This window comes from Enterobacter nematophilus (genome assembly GCF_026344075.1).
Lineage (GTDB): Bacteria > Pseudomonadota > Gammaproteobacteria > Enterobacterales > Enterobacteriaceae > Enterobacter > Enterobacter nematophilus.
In genome coordinates, this window is record NZ_JAPKNE010000003.1 from 229616 (window position 1) to 245974 (window position 16359).

Annotated in this window: 13 protein-coding genes and 1 riboswitch; of the genes, 4 read left to right on the forward strand and 9 right to left on the reverse strand. The window is 56.6% G+C overall.

Annotated elements, in window-relative coordinates; translation table 11 throughout:
• The first annotated feature begins 10 nt into the window (after positions 1 to 10).
• Entirely contained in the window at positions 11 to 2866 is a 2856-nt protein-coding gene (gene glnE / locus OSH03_RS10865; RefSeq protein ID WP_266179028.1) for a bifunctional [glutamate--ammonia ligase]-adenylyl-L-tyrosine phosphorylase/[glutamate--ammonia-ligase] adenylyltransferase, read from the forward strand.
• A 40-nt stretch (positions 2867 to 2906) separates the two neighbouring features.
• Positions 2907 to 4337 (forward strand): bifunctional D-glycero-beta-D-manno-heptose-7-phosphate kinase/D-glycero-beta-D-manno-heptose 1-phosphate adenylyltransferase HldE, encoded by a 1431-nt coding sequence (gene hldE / locus OSH03_RS10870; protein ID WP_061097033.1) that lies wholly within the window; start codon positions 2907 to 2909, stop codon positions 4335 to 4337.
• 77 nt (positions 4338 to 4414) lie between these two features.
• Here the strand turns inward: hldE and ubiK are convergent, their stop codons facing one another.
• On the reverse strand, positions 4415 to 4711 hold the full coding sequence (gene ubiK / locus OSH03_RS10875; protein ID WP_266179029.1) for a ubiquinone biosynthesis accessory factor UbiK: 297 nt from the start codon (positions 4709 to 4711) through the stop codon (positions 4415 to 4417).
• A 121-nt stretch (positions 4712 to 4832) separates the two neighbouring features.
• Positions 4833 to 4983: riboswitch (FMN riboswitch) on the forward strand.
• Between the two features lie 105 nt (positions 4984 to 5088).
• Here ubiK and ribB point away from each other — a divergent pair.
• Positions 5089 to 5742 carry a 3,4-dihydroxy-2-butanone-4-phosphate synthase gene (gene ribB, locus OSH03_RS10880; protein WP_253543305.1) on the forward strand — a complete coding sequence of 218 codons (654 nt, stop codon included), beginning with the start codon at positions 5089 to 5091 and terminating at the stop codon, positions 5740 to 5742.
• Between the two features lie 44 nt (positions 5743 to 5786).
• Here ribB and OSH03_RS10885 read toward each other — a convergent pair whose 3' ends face one another.
• The 5 genes from OSH03_RS10885 to zupT all read right to left on the reverse strand — a co-directional run bounded on the left by OSH03_RS10885 (position 5787) and on the right by zupT (position 11782).
• On the reverse strand, positions 5787 to 6848 hold the full coding sequence (locus tag OSH03_RS10885; protein ID WP_266179030.1) for a type 1 fimbrial protein: 1062 nt from the start codon (positions 6846 to 6848) through the stop codon (positions 5787 to 5789).
• Positions 6832 to 7593, reverse strand: a complete 762-nt coding sequence (locus tag OSH03_RS10890; RefSeq protein ID WP_266179212.1) for a fimbrial biogenesis chaperone — start codon at positions 7591 to 7593, stop codon at positions 6832 to 6834. Before OSH03_RS10890 ends, OSH03_RS10885 begins: the two co-directional genes overlap by 17 nt.
• A 9-nt stretch (positions 7594 to 7602) precedes the next feature.
• A complete protein-coding gene (locus tag OSH03_RS10895) occupies positions 7603 to 10041 on the reverse strand; it encodes a fimbria/pilus outer membrane usher protein (protein WP_266179213.1) in 2439 nt (812 codons plus the stop codon).
• A gap of 73 nt (positions 10042 to 10114) precedes the next feature.
• Complete coding sequence (locus OSH03_RS10900; RefSeq protein ID WP_266179031.1) at positions 10115 to 10675, reverse strand: fimbrial protein; 561 nt, start codon at positions 10673 to 10675, stop codon at positions 10115 to 10117.
• A gap of 333 nt (positions 10676 to 11008) precedes the next feature.
• A complete protein-coding gene (zupT, locus tag OSH03_RS10905; RefSeq protein WP_061097039.1) occupies positions 11009 to 11782 on the reverse strand; it encodes a zinc transporter ZupT in 774 nt (257 codons plus the stop codon).
• Positions 11783 to 11912: 130 nt separating this feature from the next.
• On the opposite strand from zupT, the gene ygiD reads away from it, so the two are divergent.
• Positions 11913 to 12701: a 4,5-DOPA-extradiol-dioxygenase gene (gene ygiD, locus OSH03_RS10910; protein ID WP_266179032.1), complete on the forward strand. Its 789-nt coding sequence runs from the start codon at positions 11913 to 11915 to the stop codon at positions 12699 to 12701.
• An 81-nt stretch (positions 12702 to 12782) separates the two neighbouring features.
• Here ygiD and OSH03_RS10915 read toward each other — a convergent pair whose 3' ends face one another.
• The 3 genes from OSH03_RS10915 to tolC all read right to left on the reverse strand — a co-directional run bounded on the left by OSH03_RS10915 (position 12783) and on the right by tolC (position 16257).
• Positions 12783 to 13943 carry a glutathionylspermidine synthase family protein gene (locus OSH03_RS10915; protein ID WP_061097041.1) on the reverse strand — a complete coding sequence of 387 codons (1161 nt, stop codon included), beginning with the start codon at positions 13941 to 13943 and terminating at the stop codon, positions 12783 to 12785.
• A gap of 2 nt (positions 13944 to 13945) precedes the next feature.
• Complete coding sequence (locus OSH03_RS10920) at positions 13946 to 14617, reverse strand: DUF1190 family protein (RefSeq protein ID WP_266179033.1); 672 nt, start codon at positions 14615 to 14617, stop codon at positions 13946 to 13948.
• 161 nt (positions 14618 to 14778) lie between these two features.
• Positions 14779 to 16257 carry an outer membrane channel protein TolC gene (gene tolC / locus OSH03_RS10925; protein ID WP_266179034.1) on the reverse strand — a complete coding sequence of 493 codons (1479 nt, stop codon included), beginning with the start codon at positions 16255 to 16257 and terminating at the stop codon, positions 14779 to 14781.
• Positions 16258 to 16359: the final 102 nt, after the last annotated feature.

A 16359-nucleotide genomic window follows, 5' to 3' on the forward strand; every position in this document is an offset into this window, starting at 1 on the left:
AACCCCTGATATGCCGCTTTCTTCGCAGTTACAGCAGCACTGGCAGACCGTTTGCGAACGTCTGCCCGAGTCGTTACCCGCATCATCGTTAAGCGAGCAGGCGAAAAGCGTGCTTACGTTCAGTGATTTTGTGCAGGAGAGCGTCAGCGCCAATCCGGACTGGCTGGCCGAGCTGGAAAGCGCGCCGCCGCAGGCTGACGAGTGGCGGCACTATGCCGGCTGGCTGCAAACCGCGCTGGCGGAGGTGGCGGATGAAGCCACGCTGATGCGCGTTCTGCGTCAGTTCCGCCGCCGGGTGATGGTGCGCATTGCCTGGGCGCAGGCGCTGGAGCTGGTGAGTGAAGCGAGCACCTTGCAGCAGCTGAGCGAGCTGGCGCAGACGCTGATTGTCGCCGCGCGGGACTGGCTCTACGCCGCCTGCTGTAAAGAGTGGGGCACGCCGTGCAGCGAAGAAGGGGTTCCGCAGCCGCTGTTGATTCTGGGAATGGGCAAGCTGGGCGGCTGCGAGCTGAACTTCTCCTCGGATATCGACCTGATCTTTGCCTGGCCGGAGAACGGCTCCACGCGAGGCGGTCGTCGCGAGCTGGATAACGCCCAGTTCTTTACCCGGCTCGGGCAGCGTCTGATTAAGGCGCTGGACCAGCCGACGCAGGACGGCTTTGTTTACCGCGTGGACATGCGCCTGCGTCCGTTTGGCGACAGCGGCCCGCTGGTGCTGAGCTTCGCCGCGCTGGAAGATTATTACCAGGAGCAGGGGCGCGACTGGGAGCGTTACGCGATGGTCAAAGCGCGGATCATGGGCGACAGCGACGACGCTTACGCCAACGAGCTGCGCGCCATGCTGCGCCCGTTTGTGTTCCGCCGCTACATTGACTTCAGCGTGATCCAGTCCCTGCGCAATATGAAAGGGATGATCGCCCGCGAGGTGCGCCGTCGCGGCCTGAAGGACAACATCAAGCTTGGCGCGGGCGGCATCCGCGAAATCGAATTTATCGTTCAGGTCTTCCAGCTGATCCGCGGCGGGCGCGAGCCGTCGCTGCAGTCCCGCTCGCTGCTGCCGACGCTGAGCGCCATTGAGCAGCTGCATCTGCTGCCGGACGGCGACGCGCAAACCCTGCGCGAGGCCTATCTGTTCCTGCGCCGCCTGGAAAACCTGCTGCAAAGCATCAACGACGAACAGACCCAGACCCTGCCGGGCGATGACCTTAACCGGGCGCGCCTGGCCTGGGGCATGCGCGTGGACGGCTGGTCAACGTTGACTGAACGGCTGGATGCCCATATGGCAGGCGTTCGCCGCATCTTTAACGATTTGATCGGCGACGACGAAAGCGAATCGCCGGACGATGCGCTTTCCGAGCACTGGCGCGAGCTGTGGCAGGACGCGCTTCAGGAAGATGACACCACGCCGGTACTGGCGCACCTAAGCGACGACGCCCGCCACCGCGTGGTGGCTTTAATTGCCGATTTCCGTCTCGAACTGAACAAGCGCGCCATTGGGCCGCGCGGTCGTCAGGTGCTGGATCACCTGATGCCGCACCTGCTGAGCGAGGTCTGCTCGCGCGAGGATGCGCCGGTGCCGCTGTCGCGCATGATGCCGCTGCTGAGCGGGATCATCACCCGTACTACCTATCTTGAGCTGCTAAGCGAGTTTCCGGGGGCGCTGAAGCACCTGATTTCCCTCTGCGCCGCGTCGCCGATGGTGGCCAACAAGCTGGCGCGCTACCCGCTGCTGCTGGACGAACTGCTCGACCCGAACACGCTCTATCAGCCGACGGCGACGGACGCCTATCGCGACGAGCTGCGTCAGTACCTGCTGCGCGTGCCGGAAGAGGACGAAGAGCAGCAGCTGGAGGCGCTGCGTCAGTTTAAGCAGGCTCAGATGCTGCGCGTGGCGGCAGCGGATATCGCCGGTACGCTGCCGGTGATGAAAGTGAGCGATCACTTAACCTGGCTGGCGGAAGCGATTATCGATGCGGTTGTCCATCAGGCGTGGGTGCAGATGGTGGCGCGCTACGGCCAGCCGAAGCACCTTGCCGACCGTGAGGGGCGAGGGTTCGCCGTGGTCGGTTACGGCAAGCTGGGCGGCTGGGAGCTGGGCTACAGCTCCGATCTGGATTTAATTTTCCTGCACGACTGCCCGGCGGACGTGATGACCGACGGCGAGCGCGAGATTGACGGGCGTCAGTTCTATCTGCGCCTGGCCCAGCGCATCATGCACCTGTTCAGCACCCGCACCTCGTCAGGCATTCTGTACGAAGTGGACGCGCGCCTGCGCCCGTCCGGCGCGGCGGGTATGCTGGTGACCTCAACGGACGCGTTTGCCGATTACCAGAAGAATGAAGCCTGGACGTGGGAGCATCAGGCGCTGGTGCGCGCTCGCGTGGTCTACGGCGATCCGCAGCTTCACGCCCGGTTCGATGCCATTCGCAAGGCCGTCATGACCACCCTTCGCGAGGGCAGCACGCTGCAAACCGAGGTGCGGGAGATGCGCGAAAAAATGCGTGCCCATCTCGGGAATAAACACCGCGATCGCTTTGATATCAAAGCCGATGAAGGCGGAATTACCGATATTGAATTTATCACTCAGTACCTGGTGCTGCTGCACGCCCACGACAAGCCGAAGCTGACGCGCTGGTCCGATAACGTGCGCATTCTGGAGCTGCTGGCGCAAAACGACATTATGGACGAGCAGGAGGCGCAGGCCTTAACCCGCGCCTACACCACGCTGCGCGATGAGCTTCATCACCTGGCGTTGCAGGAGCAGCCGGGCCATGTGGCGCTGGCGTGTTTCGCTGAAGAACGCGCGCAGGTCACCACAAGCTGGCAGAAGTGGCTGGTGGAACCGTGCGTAACAAAACAAGTGTGATATTATCGCGCGCAAATTGTGAATCTTTCTGGAGTCAGGAATGAAAGTAACACTGCCAGAGTTTGAACGTGCTGGAGTAATGGTTGTCGGGGATGTGATGCTGGATCGCTACTGGTATGGGCCTACCAGCCGCATCTCCCCGGAAGCGCCGGTACCGGTGGTTAAGGTCGACACCATTGAAGAGCGTCCCGGCGGCGCGGCAAACGTGGCGATGAACATTGCCTCTCTGGGCGCGCACTCGCGTCTGGTGGGCCTGACCGGTATCGACGATGCGGCGCGCGCGCTGAGCAAGTCGCTGGCGGACGTGAACGTGAAGTGCGACTTCGTTTCTGTTCCGACCCACCCAACGATTACGAAACTGCGCGTGCTGTCGCGCAACCAGCAGCTGATCCGCCTCGATTTTGAAGAAGGCTTTGAAGGCGTTGATCCTGAGCCGCTGCACGAGCGCATCAATCAGGCGCTGGGTAATATCGGCGCGCTGGTGCTGTCTGACTACGCCAAAGGCGCGCTGGCGAGCGTGCAAACGATGATTCAGCTGGCGCGCAAAGCCAGCGTACCGGTGCTGATCGACCCAAAAGGCACCGATTTTGAACGCTATCGCGGCGCGACGCTGCTGACGCCAAACCTCTCCGAGTTTGAAGCGGTGGCGGGCAAGTGCAAAACCGAAGATGAACTGGTTGAGCGCGGCATGAAAATCATCGCTGATTTCGAGCTGTCCGCGCTGCTGGTGACCCGCTCCGAGCAGGGGATGACGCTGCTGCAGCCGGGCAAAGCGCCGCTGCATATGCCAACCCAGGCGCAGGAAGTGTACGACGTGACCGGCGCCGGCGATACGGTGATCGGCGTGCTGGCGGCGACGCTGGCGGCGGGTAACTCCCTGGAAGAGGCGTGCTACTTCGCTAACGCCGCGGCGGGCGTGGTGGTGGGTAAACTGGGTACTTCAACCGTTTCGCCAATCGAGCTGGAAAACGCGGTGCGCGGCCGCGCCGACACCGGTTTTGGGGTGATGACCGAAGACGAGCTGAAGGTGGCCGTCGCCGCCGCGCGCAAGCGTGGTGAAAAAGTGGTGATGACCAACGGCGTGTTCGACATCCTGCACGCGGGCCACGTGTCGTATCTGGCGAACGCGCGCAAGCTGGGCGATCGCCTCATTGTGGCAGTGAACAGCGATGCGTCGACCAAACGCCTGAAGGGCGAAACGCGTCCGGTGAACCCGCTTGAGCAGCGTATGATTGTGCTTGGCGCGCTGGAAGCGGTGGACTGGGTGGTGTCGTTTGAAGAAGATACCCCGCAGCGCCTGATTGCCGGCATTCTGCCAGACCTGCTGGTGAAGGGCGGGGATTACAAGCCGGAGCAGATCGCGGGCAGCGAAGAGGTCTGGGCCAACGGCGGTGAGGTGATGGTGCTCAACTTCGAGGACGGGTGCTCAACCACCAACATCATCAAGAAGATCCAGAAAGACAGTCAGTAAAAAACGGGCCAGTTGGCCCGTTCGTTTTTCTCCCTCTCCCTGTGGGAGAGGGCTGGGGTGAGGGCATCAGGCCGCAGTTATGCCTGGTCATCCACCGGTGGAATAGCCGGTGCCGGCTTCACGTCTTCCGGCGCATTACGGTTTTCCAGCTCGCTCAGACGCTGTTCCAGCAGCGCCAGCTTCTCGCGGGTGCGCAGCAGAACCTGGGTCTGCACGTCAAACTCTTCGCGGCTGACTAAATCAAGGCGAACCAGCTGCGCCTGCAGCGTCTGGCGGATTTTCTTCTCAACGTCATCACCAAATTCACGAATGCCTTTCGGCATGGACTCATGAACCTGACGCGCGATCTGCTCAATTTTTTTCGGGTCAATCATAATGGCTTCCCTTGATAAGTCGGTGTTGATGAACATTGTAGCGCGTCATGACCCAGGATAAAGCAGATTTGTTTGAAGCTTATGCATTGCCCAGGTTAATCAATAGCGTTATAGTTATCTCGCTTATTCTCAGGGCGGGGCGAAATTCCCCACCGGCGGTAAATCAGCCTAACGCTGAAAGCCCGCGAGCGCTTTGGGTGAATTCTCAAAGGTCAGCAGATCCGGTGTAATTCCGGGGCCGACGGTTAAAGTCCGGATGGGAGAGAGTAACGATCCAGTCGGGCATGGCCCGCTCACGTTATTTTTTTGCCGCTTGTACGGCGCTCCTAAGACTGCCCTGATTCTGGTAACCATAAAGTTAATGAGGTTTTTTTACCATGAATCAGACGCTACTTTCCTCTTTTGGCACTTCAATTCAACGTGTTGAACATGCACTGGATGCACTGCGCGAAGGCCGCGGTGTGATGGTGCTTGACGATGAAAATCGTGAAAACGAAGGCGACATGATTTTTGCCGCCGAAAATATGACCGTTGAGCAGATGGCGCTGACTATTCGTCACGGCAGCGGCATCGTATGCCTGTGCATTAACGAAGACCGCCGCCAGCAGCTCGATCTGCCGATGATGGTTGAAAACAACACCAGCGCCTTCGGAACCGGTTTTACCGTGACCATTGAAGCGGCGCACGGCGTGACTACCGGCGTGTCGGCGGCTGACCGTCTGACTACCGTACGTGCAGCGATTGCCGATAACGCAAAACCATCCGATCTCCACCGTCCAGGCCACGTTTTCCCGCTGCGTGCGCAGCCGGGCGGCGTGCTGACCCGTGGTGGCCACACCGAAGCGACCATCGACCTGGTGACGCTGGCTGGCTTCAAACCGGCTGGCGTGCTGTGCGAACTCACCAACGATGACGGCACCATGGCGCGCGCGCCGGAGTGCATCACCTTTGCCCGTCTGCACAACATGCCGGTGGTGACGATTGAAGATCTGGTGGAGTATCGCCAGGCGCACGAGCGCAAAGCCAGCTGACATTGCTGATGTGAAAAAGCCGGGGAAACCCGGCTTTTTTGTCTCTAGTGGTAGTTAATTTTAAACAGCACCACGGTTTCAAACGGGCCGGACTGGATCGCTTTTCCTTCTACGGGTGATAGCTCTGCGGTGTAATCCTGCTGATATTGCAGCGTGCTGCCCGTAAAATCGGCATATTCTTCATAGTGGTTGAAGGTATAAGGCTGAGCGCCATTGAGTATCCGCAACTTCAGGCCATTTCCAATGAGTAATGCCGTGTCCTCAGCGGTGAGCGATTCCGTAGTATAGAACGACGAATCCATTTTGAACCCATCTGAACATTGAGCATCCTGCACCTTTGTCGTTTTCACCGAAAACGTTCGTTTACGCGTCTGCTGATTCACAATATCGCGGGCGCTGAAGGTGCCAAAGTCGATCTCCTGATTCTCCGGGAAAATACTGAAGGTCGCCCCACAGTCCAGCACGGTGATGTTTTGTAGACCGTTGATGTGATATTTGAGGTTTTTTGCGTCCGACATCTGGTTCACGCCGCCTTTTCCGTCAAACTGAACGACGATGTAATCGGTCAGCGAGCTGACGTAGCCGTGGGGCGGCATCGCTTTGATTTTTACGTATAAGCGCAGACGCGCAACAAAAGTGCGCGAGGTATGGATATCGTCCGGGTTACCGGAGCAGATAAGGTTTTCCCAGCCCATTTGCCGGATCTGCGCCGGGGTATAAATTGTGATGTTTTGGTTGTCCAGACACTGGCGGGTATCGACGCCGTTAGGCTGGCCTGTTGCATCGTAGTCCATTCCCTCATAGGTCACGCCGAGCTCATAATAGGGATCCGATGCGGCAGGGTAAGGGTTCACCCAGGCGAAAACATCTTCCTGTTCAAAACCGCCGACAACGTTGTGGTCGCACGTTACCGGGATTTTAATGTCATCCGACTCCCAGATTTTTTCTCCCACCTGCGCATTGCTGGGGATAGCAAACGGCGAGATCGTTTTGGTTTCTTCGACGGGGCCGCCGGAACCGCCCAGATAGCAGTCGAGGGCCAGCGCCTCTTTTAACGGCAGTGCAGAAACCAGCAAAATAAACAGGACGTTAGCGAGCTTTCGCATCTTTTTCGATCTTCCGTTCGCTGAGCGTGCACTGCGCCGTTCCTGCGCACTGCACGTCGACTTTTTTCAGGGCACCGTAGTCGTCGATATAGCCGATGCTGTAATAATTCCCGTGGTAGTCGCCTGTGGAGGTCGTCGCCGTCGCGAAGGGGGCAAGCATCAGGCTGTCGAAGCCCGGCAGCATGGTTTTGGCATTCTTACTGAGCCAGGCCAGGGTGATGTAGTACGGCGTCGGGTTATGTATAGTCAGCCCTTTCGCGGTGGCTGAAATTTCCATCCGCATTTCCGCCTGCTCGCCGGGCTTTTTGGTAATCGCTTTAGGACGCCAGAACAGTTTGATCCTGCTCTGCATCGCCACCTGCATGACGCTGCGCTCTTCGCTGGCGCTGGTACTTTTTGGCGGCACTTCGCGCAGGTTGAAATAGAAGAGGGATTCCCTGTCTTTCGGCAACTGGCCGGTGGCCGCTTGCTTAACGATCCTGACCTGGGACGCGGAACCTGCTTCGATGCGTTGAATCGGAGGCAGCGCCATAAAGTGCGTATCTTCCTTACGGCCTTTCTCATCTTCAATCCAGGAGAGCGCCAGATAGGGCAGCGCTTTGCTCTGGTTTTCAATCTTCAGGCTGCTGGCCTTGTCGCTTTCCGGAAAAACTATGCGCGTGCGGTCCAGGTTAACGGCTGCGTGGCTGGCAAAGGCGGTGCCGATCAACATCAGGCACAGGCTTTTAAGTGGGGTGAATTTCATCATGGTTTCTTACTGACATGGCAGTATCAACTGCATACTGTTTTCAAGGTGTGAAGGTAACGCGAAGCGACACTGCTGATTGTCCCCCCACGTTACGCGGAACTGCTGTTCTGGCTCTACGGCGCCCAGCCAGACGTGGCCATCATCGGCGACCATTCCAATCTGTCGATCGTTTTCCAGCAGACGAACAACTGCGCCCAGCGGTGGCGTGCCGGACGGGGTGCGTAAGATGCCTGTGATATCGTTGCCCGCGCGGGTGGCAATCTGACGGAACCCGATAGCCCCCTCTGTCCAGGTTGAGGTCACGACGCGGGTGTCCACGTCTACGCCATCGGGCAGATTGTTCATATTGACCTGCACGCTGGAGGGCGAATAGCTGGAAATCGACGGTAAAACGCCGATGCCAAATCGGTTGGTTTCATCCCGCGACATGTTCAGCGGGATGTTGCCTACGCCGTCGGTACTGACCATCACGCGCGGCTCGTTACCGTAGCTGCGACGATGCAGAGCAGCGCCTTTGGCCGTTGAGGTAAAGGATCCATTCCAGCTGGCGCTCAGGGAGTTGTATTCATTAGCCTTATAACTCCCGGAGATATTCAGATCGCCATAAGGGGAATAATGCTGATAGTTGCCGCTTACCTGCGCGCCGGCATCTGACTTCTCGCTCTCGGTGCCTGCGGAAACGCCCCAGGTATTATTGCGATCGGATGTGTCATACCACGAAACGTTCTGGCTCAGGCTGTCGCTGTTGCGCAGGTCGTAATTCAGACGATGATCGGGATCGAGCGGGACGCTCAGTGAGAGGTAGAACTGCGTATCGTCGTCTTCGTCCTCATAGTGCGTTTTACTCCACGACACGGTGACGCCCAGGTTTTTCCAGCGACCGATGTCAAAGTTATAGCCCGCGGTCACGCTGCCCGTTGTGGAGGGCGAATCATCCCACCAGGTTTGACGCAGCATGTTGACATAGAGGTTGAGCGATAGCGCCGAAATGTACTGGCTGGCCGTCACGCTGAGCGTCTGCTTCTCAGACTGGCGGTCATCGTTGTCATCATCCAGAAAACGGGCGTAGCTCAGGAACTGCGGGTCGGAGTAGCGATAGCTGGCAAGCGTAAGCTGGCTGCCGGTGGTATCGAAACGCTTACTGTAGTTAAAGCGGTAGCTGTAACCTGTTTGGCTGGCCTGGTGAGGCAGCTGGCTGGTTGCCTGGGTCACGTCAAATGAGAGGGCACCCAGGTACTCCATGTTTTGCCCGATCCCGGCGGCAACGGAGCGGTAACGATCGCCATCGGCGAGCGTGCCGCCATAAAGGGAGGTTTGTGACAGCATGCCCCAGGAGAATTCACCGCTCATAAAGGCGTTATCCTCAACGTCATGAGAGGCATCTTTCCGCGCTTTTCCGGTCGCCAGCTTATAGCGAACCTGACCTTTGCGCGTTAAAAACGGCACCGATTCTGCAGAGACCTGGAAGGTGCTGACGCGCCCGTCTTCTTCCGTCACTTTGACGTCCAGCGTGCCCTGTACCGACTGGTTAAGATCCTGAATAACAAACGGCCCAGGCGGAACTTTACTTTGATAGATCACGCGATCGGCCAGGCTGACCGTAACCGTAGCGTTGGTTTGTGCTATCCCGGTAATTTGTGGCGCGTAGCCCCGCAGAGACCATGGCAGCATGCGTTCATCACTGATCAGGGAGGCGCCGGTATAGGTAAACGCATCAAAAATGGCGGACTGAAAATCCGTTTCGCCCAGGGTCAATTTCGCCCCGAGTGAAGGCAAGGGGCGGAACATGTAAACGCGTGAAAAGCGCCCATCATTTTTAGAACCGGCGTCGGTATGCGTTTGCGTGTACTGATAATCGCTGCGCAGCCGCCACGCACCCAAATTGGTGCCGGCGGTCCCGTAGGTGTTGGCGTTATCCGAGGATGAGCCATTATTGGGCTGATAATGGCTGGCGAACAGGTTGTAATCCAGCATTACGCCAGGGACGCCGTTATCCCATGTGGAGGGCGGCATCCAGTCTGCTGCGCGGTACTGTAGCCATGCCTGCGGAACGGTAACCTTCAGCGTTTGGGTTGCTTGCTCGAACTTAAAGGTAATATCGGGTCTGGAGGCGAAATCAAGGCATCCGTCTTTTTCGGGTAAGGTGTTACGAATATCATCTTTGAGCGCAAAGGAATCAGCCAGTTCAGGCGGAATACACACCTGAACTGAATGATTGATCTCTTTCCAGTTAAGTTGCCAGCCGTTAGCAAGTGGGACGTCATTAATGGAAACAATAACAAAGTAGCTGCCAGGGATGACGGCTATCTCATCTTTAAAAAGAGAAAGATCGACGCTGCCTCGCTGGTCTTTATCAATAGCATTGATATTAAACTCAGTGGCAAAAGTGAATTTCGTCATTAACAGGGACGCTATGATGATTATTGATTGTAATTTATATGTCATCATCCTGTTACTCAAAATAATATTGCTAACCGACTGGCTTATTTAGCCAGTCGGTTTATTTTGCAGAGTAATCTTATTTGTACATCAGAACATAGTTGGCGGTGGCTTCAACCTGGCCAGCAGTCGCGGTTTTACCGGCAGGGACTTCCATTAACGCTTTAAAGTGCAGCGTCTGGGTGGTGGAACCAGCCAGAAGGTCAACTTCATTAGCCGCGCCCAGCGTAATGTTGGATTCGGCGTTATCCAGCAAACGAACGCCCACGTTCTGTGCGCCGCTGGCATAGGTGTTGGTCATGAGGCTGGTGTCAGTCGCGTCTGTTGCTGCGCTGGTGAACGTGACATCAACTTTGGTAATTGGCGTATCGGTCTCATCAGCAGGATCGTCAAGCTGGCAGTTCTCCAGGTTGATATCAACCGGAACAGCTGTAGATTTTTTATTGGCATTGATAACGGCAGTGGTTACTTCACCCAGGTCAACTTCTTTGTCAACGCTGTCAGGTGCGATGCTGCATGGCGCATCAATAACCACGCCTTTAAATTTGATTTTGCCTGAGCCCTGGTCTTCCGCAAAAGCAGAACCCGATACAATGGCAGCCATCGCAACCGCTAACAGTACTTTTTTACCCATATACATGAAAATATCCTTTTTCAAATGAATTCATACTCTGAATATTAATTTCAGGATGCGAATGGAGTATACGGGAGGAGATAGGCATAATGCGATTAATGTAACTTAAAGCTATTTTAAGATCGTTTTAATATATAACGCTTGTTGATTGTAAGGGCCCGTTTGTTCTCATAATTCAGGCGTAAGCCTGCAATGAATCCATCAGTTTATATTATAGAATAATGGTCAATAAAAATATTGCAATGAAGGGTAAATTATGTGTTGGTATTAGGGTGGATTATTAATTTCAGCATATTATTGAGTTATCCTGCCTCCGTAGTAAACGGAGGCAGATAAATTTTAACCAATACCCGCTGATTGCAAAAGTACCAGACTTAACCCCATCACCGACATGCCGCACAGTACGCCATAGCTGGGATTGTTATTGGGATCGATCTCTTTTGCCAGCGGCATCAGCTCATCGACGGAGAGCGCCACCATAATCCCGGCCACGGCAGCCATAATCGCCGCCATCACGACAGGGGACACGAGGCTTCCAAGGATCAGCCACGCCAGCACGCCGCCGAGAATTTCGGCCATCCCGGAAATCCCCGCCCAGAAGACGGCAGTACGTTTTGAACCCGTTGCGGCATAAACCGGCCCGGCCACCGCAAGTCCTTCAGGAATATTGTGCAAGGCGACCGCCAGCGCGACACCAAACCCCATCTCCAGGTTGCTGCTGGCCGTGACGTACGTGGCGACACCTTCCGGGAAGTTGTGCAGGCTGATACCCAGCGTTAGCAGGATCGCCGTGCGCTTGATGTTGCCCGGGATCGGAGTAACACTTTTCTGCATCAAATCCTGAGGGTGCGCGTGGGGCAGCATACGGTCGAGCGCAAAATAGCCCAGCAGCCCGACGATGAACATACCGTAGCCCAGAACCGGGGACATTCCCTCGGTGTGAAGCGCTGCGGGCAACATCTCCATCAGCGAGATAAGCAGCATGATCCCGGCGGCGAAGCCCAGCGAGAAGGCCAGCAGGCGATTAGACGGTTTTTGCCCGAGCACGCCGAGGAACGCGCCGATAAAGGTCGCGGCGCCCGCAAGCACGGTCAAAATTAAGGGTACTGACATGCACTCTCCTTAAGCAATATCGTACGTTCAAATTTCCTGATGATGATCTTCACGGTTATCTGCGTTCATCTTCATCTGAATGCGCGTAATGTAGAACCATCAAACTGACACCTTCTCTAAGGATACCACCATGTCTTCTTCTCGTATGCCAGCACTGTTTTTAGGCCACGGCAGCCCAATGAACGTTCTGGAAGACAACGTCTATACCCGCGCCTGGCGTCATCTGGGTGAGACGTTGCCGCGTCCGAAGGCGATTGTGGTGGTGTCCGCGCACTGGTTTACCCGAGGCACCGGCGTGACGGCCATGGAAGCGCCTAAGACCATTCATGATTTCGGCGGCTTCCCGCAGGCGCTGTATGATACGCATTATCCGGCTCCCGGCTCGCCTGAGCTGGCGCAAAAGCTGGTGGATTTGCTGGCACCTGTCCCGGTCGCTCTGGATAAAGAAGCCTGGGGCTTTGACCACGGCTCGTGGGGCGTGCTGATCAAGATGTACCCAGATGCGGATATTCCGATGGTGCAGTTGAGCATCGACAGCACTAAACCGGCTGCCTGGCATCTGGAGATGGGCCGCAAGCTGGCGACCCTGCGCGATGAGGGCATCATGCTGGTGGCAAGCGGCAACGTGGTGCACAACCTGCGTACGGCGCGCTGGCACGGTGAGAACACGCCATACCCGTGGGCCACCGCTTTTAACGACTACGTCAAAGCGAACCTGACCTGGCAAGGCCCGGTTGAGCAGCATCCGCTGGTGAACTATCTGGATCACGAAGGCGGTTCGCTCTCTAACCCGACGCCGGAGCACTTCCTGCCGCTGCTGTATGTATTAGGCGCATGGGACGGTCAGGAGCCGGTTACGATCCCGGTCGACGGTATTGAGATGGGGAGTCTGAGTATGCTGTCGGTGCAGGTAGGGTAATAAAAGCAAAACGGCAACGTCAGTTTGCCGTTTTTAGTGTTTGCACCCTCTCCCACGGGGAGAGGGCATCAGGCCGCAGTCTTATTCAACAAAAATATGCGGATAGAACCGTGACAGATCCTGCGTGATCAGCGCGCGATCTTCGCGAATGCCAATCCCGGCTGGCCGATCGTTGATGAGCCAGCTGCCAATCAGCGTATAGCTGTCGCCAAACTTCGGCAGTTGATAAAACTCCTGGACGATCATCCCTTCTTCGCCGTACGGCCCTTCAACGGCTTCCAGCGTTTTACCGTTTTCAATGATTGAGACGTTCGCACCTTCGCGGGAAAAAATTGGCTTAACGACGTATTTTTCCATCGGCGGGAAATCATCTTCGGCAAAGTACGCAGGCAACAGGTTCGGGTGGTTCGGGAACATCTCCCACAGCATCGGCAGCAGGGCTTTGTTGGAGATAATGCTCTTCCACGCCGGTTCCAGCCAGCGCACGCCCGCGTCTTCCAGCTTGGTGGAGAACATCTCGCGCAGCATGTATTCCCACGGATAGAGCTTGAACAGGTTGCTGATCACCTGATCCTGCATATCCGTAAACTGACCTTTTTCCCCCAGGCCAATATCTTCGATATAGAGGAACTCGGTCGCCACGTCTGCTTCGGCCGCACAGTCCTGCAAATACTGAACCGTACCACGGTCTTCCTCCGTGTCGCGGCAGCAGGCAAGATGCAGCAGATTGAAGCCAAACTGCTCCCGCAGTTCGGCGAAACGCTCAATCAGCTTTTCCTGCAGGCTGTTGAACTGGTCGCTGCCTTCCGGCAGGTTTCCGGCGTTCATCTGATCTTCCAGCCAAATCCACTGGAAGAATGCCGCTTCGTAAAGAGAGGTTGGCGTATCCGCGTTGTTTTCTAAAAGCTTCGGCTCACCCACGCCGTCCCACGCCAGATCGAGGCGAGAGTAAAGCGACGGCTGATTCGTTTTCCATGACTGACGGACGAAACTCCAGGTGTGCTTCGGAATACGGAATTTAGTCATCAGCTCGTCGCTGTCGATGACCTTTTCCACAACCTTCAGGCACATCTGGTGCAGCTCGGCCGTCACCTCTTCCAGTTTTTCCACCTGGTCGAGCGTCAGTTTGTAGTAAGCATCTTCACACCAGTACGGCTCGCCGTACATAGTGTGAAAGTTAAAACCGTATTCAGTGGCTTTTTCGCGCCAGTCCGGGCGCTCGGTAATACCGACTCGTTCCATGATCAGCCGCCCATTGAGCGAGTAGAAGTGCCTGTCGCACTACGCTGCATGCTGGTCTGTTTCGCCACAGACTCACCGAACCCACCGCGGGTTATGGTGCTGGTGGTCGCAGGCTTCGGCGCCATCGCGGTTTTTGGGACGGTCACGGTGCGGCCCGGGGTCGCTGCGCCGTAGCCTTTGCCGCTGGCATCGGTATATTGACCATAAGCCGGGCTGGCCGGATTTTTCGAGCTAAACAGCGGTTGCTGCTGATAGCCTGCACCGCCACCCATCAGGCGGCCCATCATGTAGCCTGCCATTAATGGCATCCAGAAGCTGCCGCTGGACTGCGCCTGCGCCTGCGCCTGATTTTCCGGCGCAGTACCTGCCTGAGCTGGCGTCTGCTGACACTGACCTTCACCAAATTCCGCCACGCAGTCTTCGCGTGAGGCGTATTTCGGCGCGGTGCGTTCCGCTTCTTTCAGCGCGTTGGTATAGGCGGTTTTACACTCTGCTGCCTGGCCGGTTGCGGCGGAGCAGTCGTCCGCGTTTTGATACAGCGAAACCGTTTCGTCGTTTTTCTCACAGCCTGCCAGCATAAAGACCGCGGTAACGGCCAGCGCAACAGGGGTGAGATGACGTGCGTTCCAGCTTTTGCGGAACGACGCGTGATTAATCGTTTTTGTCCGTTTCATGTTTGTCTTCCTGGACCCAGTGGTAATAACGCTCAGGATAGTGGATGAGTGGTTGAAAATGAAGCGAAGAGGGGCGGAATCAGGGGGATCTTTACGTTGGCTTACGTTCGGGGGGAATTCAGATGCGCCCTCTCCCGGTGGAAGAGGGCGTGATAACAATCTTAGTTACGGAACGGGTTAGAACCGCTGCTTGCAGGTGCCGTGCTACGCGCGGCCGCTGGCTGTGCAGCAGGGGCGCTGCCGTTAGCGTTGAAGTTATCAACGGCGGCAACCTGCTCCGGGTTCTCCGGCGCAACGCTGTCCGGAGAAGTGGAGACCGGTTTGCCCAGCGCGCTGTTCAGCATCTGCAGATCCTGCTCGTTCAGCGTACCCAGCGCCTGCTTGATGTTCAGCTGGTTAATCAGGTACTGGTAACGTGCGCTGGAGAGCTGCTGCTTCGCGTTGTACAGCGTGGTGGTCGCGTCCAGCACGTCAACGATGGTGCGGGTACCCACGGAGTAACCGGCTTCCATCGCGTCCAGTGAGCTCTGGGCAGACACTACGGCCTGTTTATAGGCGTTGATGCTGCTGATGGAGGCATTCACGTTGTTGAAGGAAGAACGAACGGTCTGCACCACGTTGCGGTGCGCGCTTTCCAGCTGCTCGCTCGCGCCAACAAAGTTGTACTGCGCCTGTTTCACCTGAGAGTTTACCTGACCGCCCTGGTACAGCGGCAGGGAGAAGCTCAGGCCCACTTTGTTCTGACCCATATTGCTGTCGTCATACTGGGAAGTATTGGTCTTAGAGCCGCTATAGGTAGTATCAGAGACGCCGGTCGACGCGCTCAGGCTCAGGGTTGGCAGGTGGCCATCCTGCGCCTGACGAATTTGCTCGCGTGCCAGGTCCTGGCTCAGACGCGCCTGCAGCAAGGTCAGGTTACGGTTTTCCGCCTCTTTCAGCAGGGTGTTAACGGCCTGCGGCTTATCCGTTTTGAAGCTGTCCACGTTCAGGGAGGCCAGCTCAGGGTAGTAGTTACCGGTCACCTGACGCAGGGATTCCAGCGCGTTGTCGAGGTTGTTACGCGCGGTCACTTCGTTAGCCAGCACGGTGTCGTACTGTGAACGGGCGTTCTGCACGTCGGTGATCGCCACCAGACCCACGTTGAAGCGCTGGGTGGTTTGATCTAACTGGCGGTAGATCGCCTGTTTCTGCGCTTCGGTGTAGGAGAGCGCGTCAATGGCGCTCAGCACGTTGAAGTACGCGGTGGCAGTGTTCAGGATCAGCGTTTGCTGGTCGGTCTGATAGGTCACATCCTGGATGCCCGCGCTCTTTTCCTGCAGGGTCAGGGCGCGCCATTTGGACATATCAAACAGCGTCTGTGTTAATTGCAGTGAGGCGCTGGTAGCATTGGAGTTAACGCCGTTAGCGTCGCGGAAACCGTTGCTGTAGGTATAATCTGCACCTAAACCTAACTGCGGCAGCAGTGGGCTACGCGCTTCGTTAATCTTTTCAAACGCAGCATCACGATCGGCCGCTGATTTACGTAAATCAGGGTTGCCCAGACGTGCCTGCTGGTAGACCTGTAACAGGTTTTCCGCCTGGCTCATTGCACTGAAGCCCGTCAGGCTCAGGCCGATAAGGATGGGGAGCAATTTCTTCATTTGCATTCCTTGTTGTGAAGCAGTATTAGCGCTGATCTAATTAAAAAATAATTGCCGATTCTAACAGAATCATCCACACCAAAAGGTTGGCGTTACGTGCCA

Coding starts and splice junctions, on each gene's coding strand:
- glnE (WP_266179028.1), top strand. CDS start 11: ATGCCGCTTTCTTCGCAGTTACAGCAGCACTGGCAGACCGTTTGCGAA.
- hldE (WP_061097033.1), top strand. CDS start 2,907: ATGAAAGTAACACTGCCAGAGTTTGAACGTGCTGGAGTAATGGTTGTC.
- ubiK (WP_266179029.1), bottom strand. CDS start 4,711: ATGATTGACCCGAAAAAAATTGAGCAGATCGCGCGTCAGGTTCATGAG.
- ribB (WP_253543305.1), top strand. CDS start 5,089: ATGAATCAGACGCTACTTTCCTCTTTTGGCACTTCAATTCAACGTGTT.
- OSH03_RS10885 (WP_266179030.1), bottom strand. CDS start 6,848: ATGCGAAAGCTCGCTAACGTCCTGTTTATTTTGCTGGTTTCTGCACTG.
- OSH03_RS10890 (WP_266179212.1), bottom strand. CDS start 7,593: ATGAAATTCACCCCACTTAAAAGCCTGTGCCTGATGTTGATCGGCACC.
- OSH03_RS10895 (WP_266179213.1), bottom strand. CDS start 10,041: ATGACATATAAATTACAATCAATAATCATCATAGCGTCCCTGTTAATG.
- OSH03_RS10900 (WP_266179031.1), bottom strand. CDS start 10,675: ATGTATATGGGTAAAAAAGTACTGTTAGCGGTTGCGATGGCTGCCATT.
- zupT (WP_061097039.1), bottom strand. CDS start 11,782: ATGTCAGTACCCTTAATTTTGACCGTGCTTGCGGGCGCCGCGACCTTT.
- ygiD (WP_266179032.1), top strand. CDS start 11,913: ATGTCTTCTTCTCGTATGCCAGCACTGTTTTTAGGCCACGGCAGCCCA.
- OSH03_RS10915 (WP_061097041.1), bottom strand. CDS start 13,943: ATGGAACGAGTCGGTATTACCGAGCGCCCGGACTGGCGCGAAAAAGCC.
- OSH03_RS10920 (WP_266179033.1), bottom strand. CDS start 14,617: ATGAAACGGACAAAAACGATTAATCACGCGTCGTTCCGCAAAAGCTGG.
- tolC (WP_266179034.1), bottom strand. CDS start 16,257: ATGAAGAAATTGCTCCCCATCCTTATCGGCCTGAGCCTGACGGGCTTC.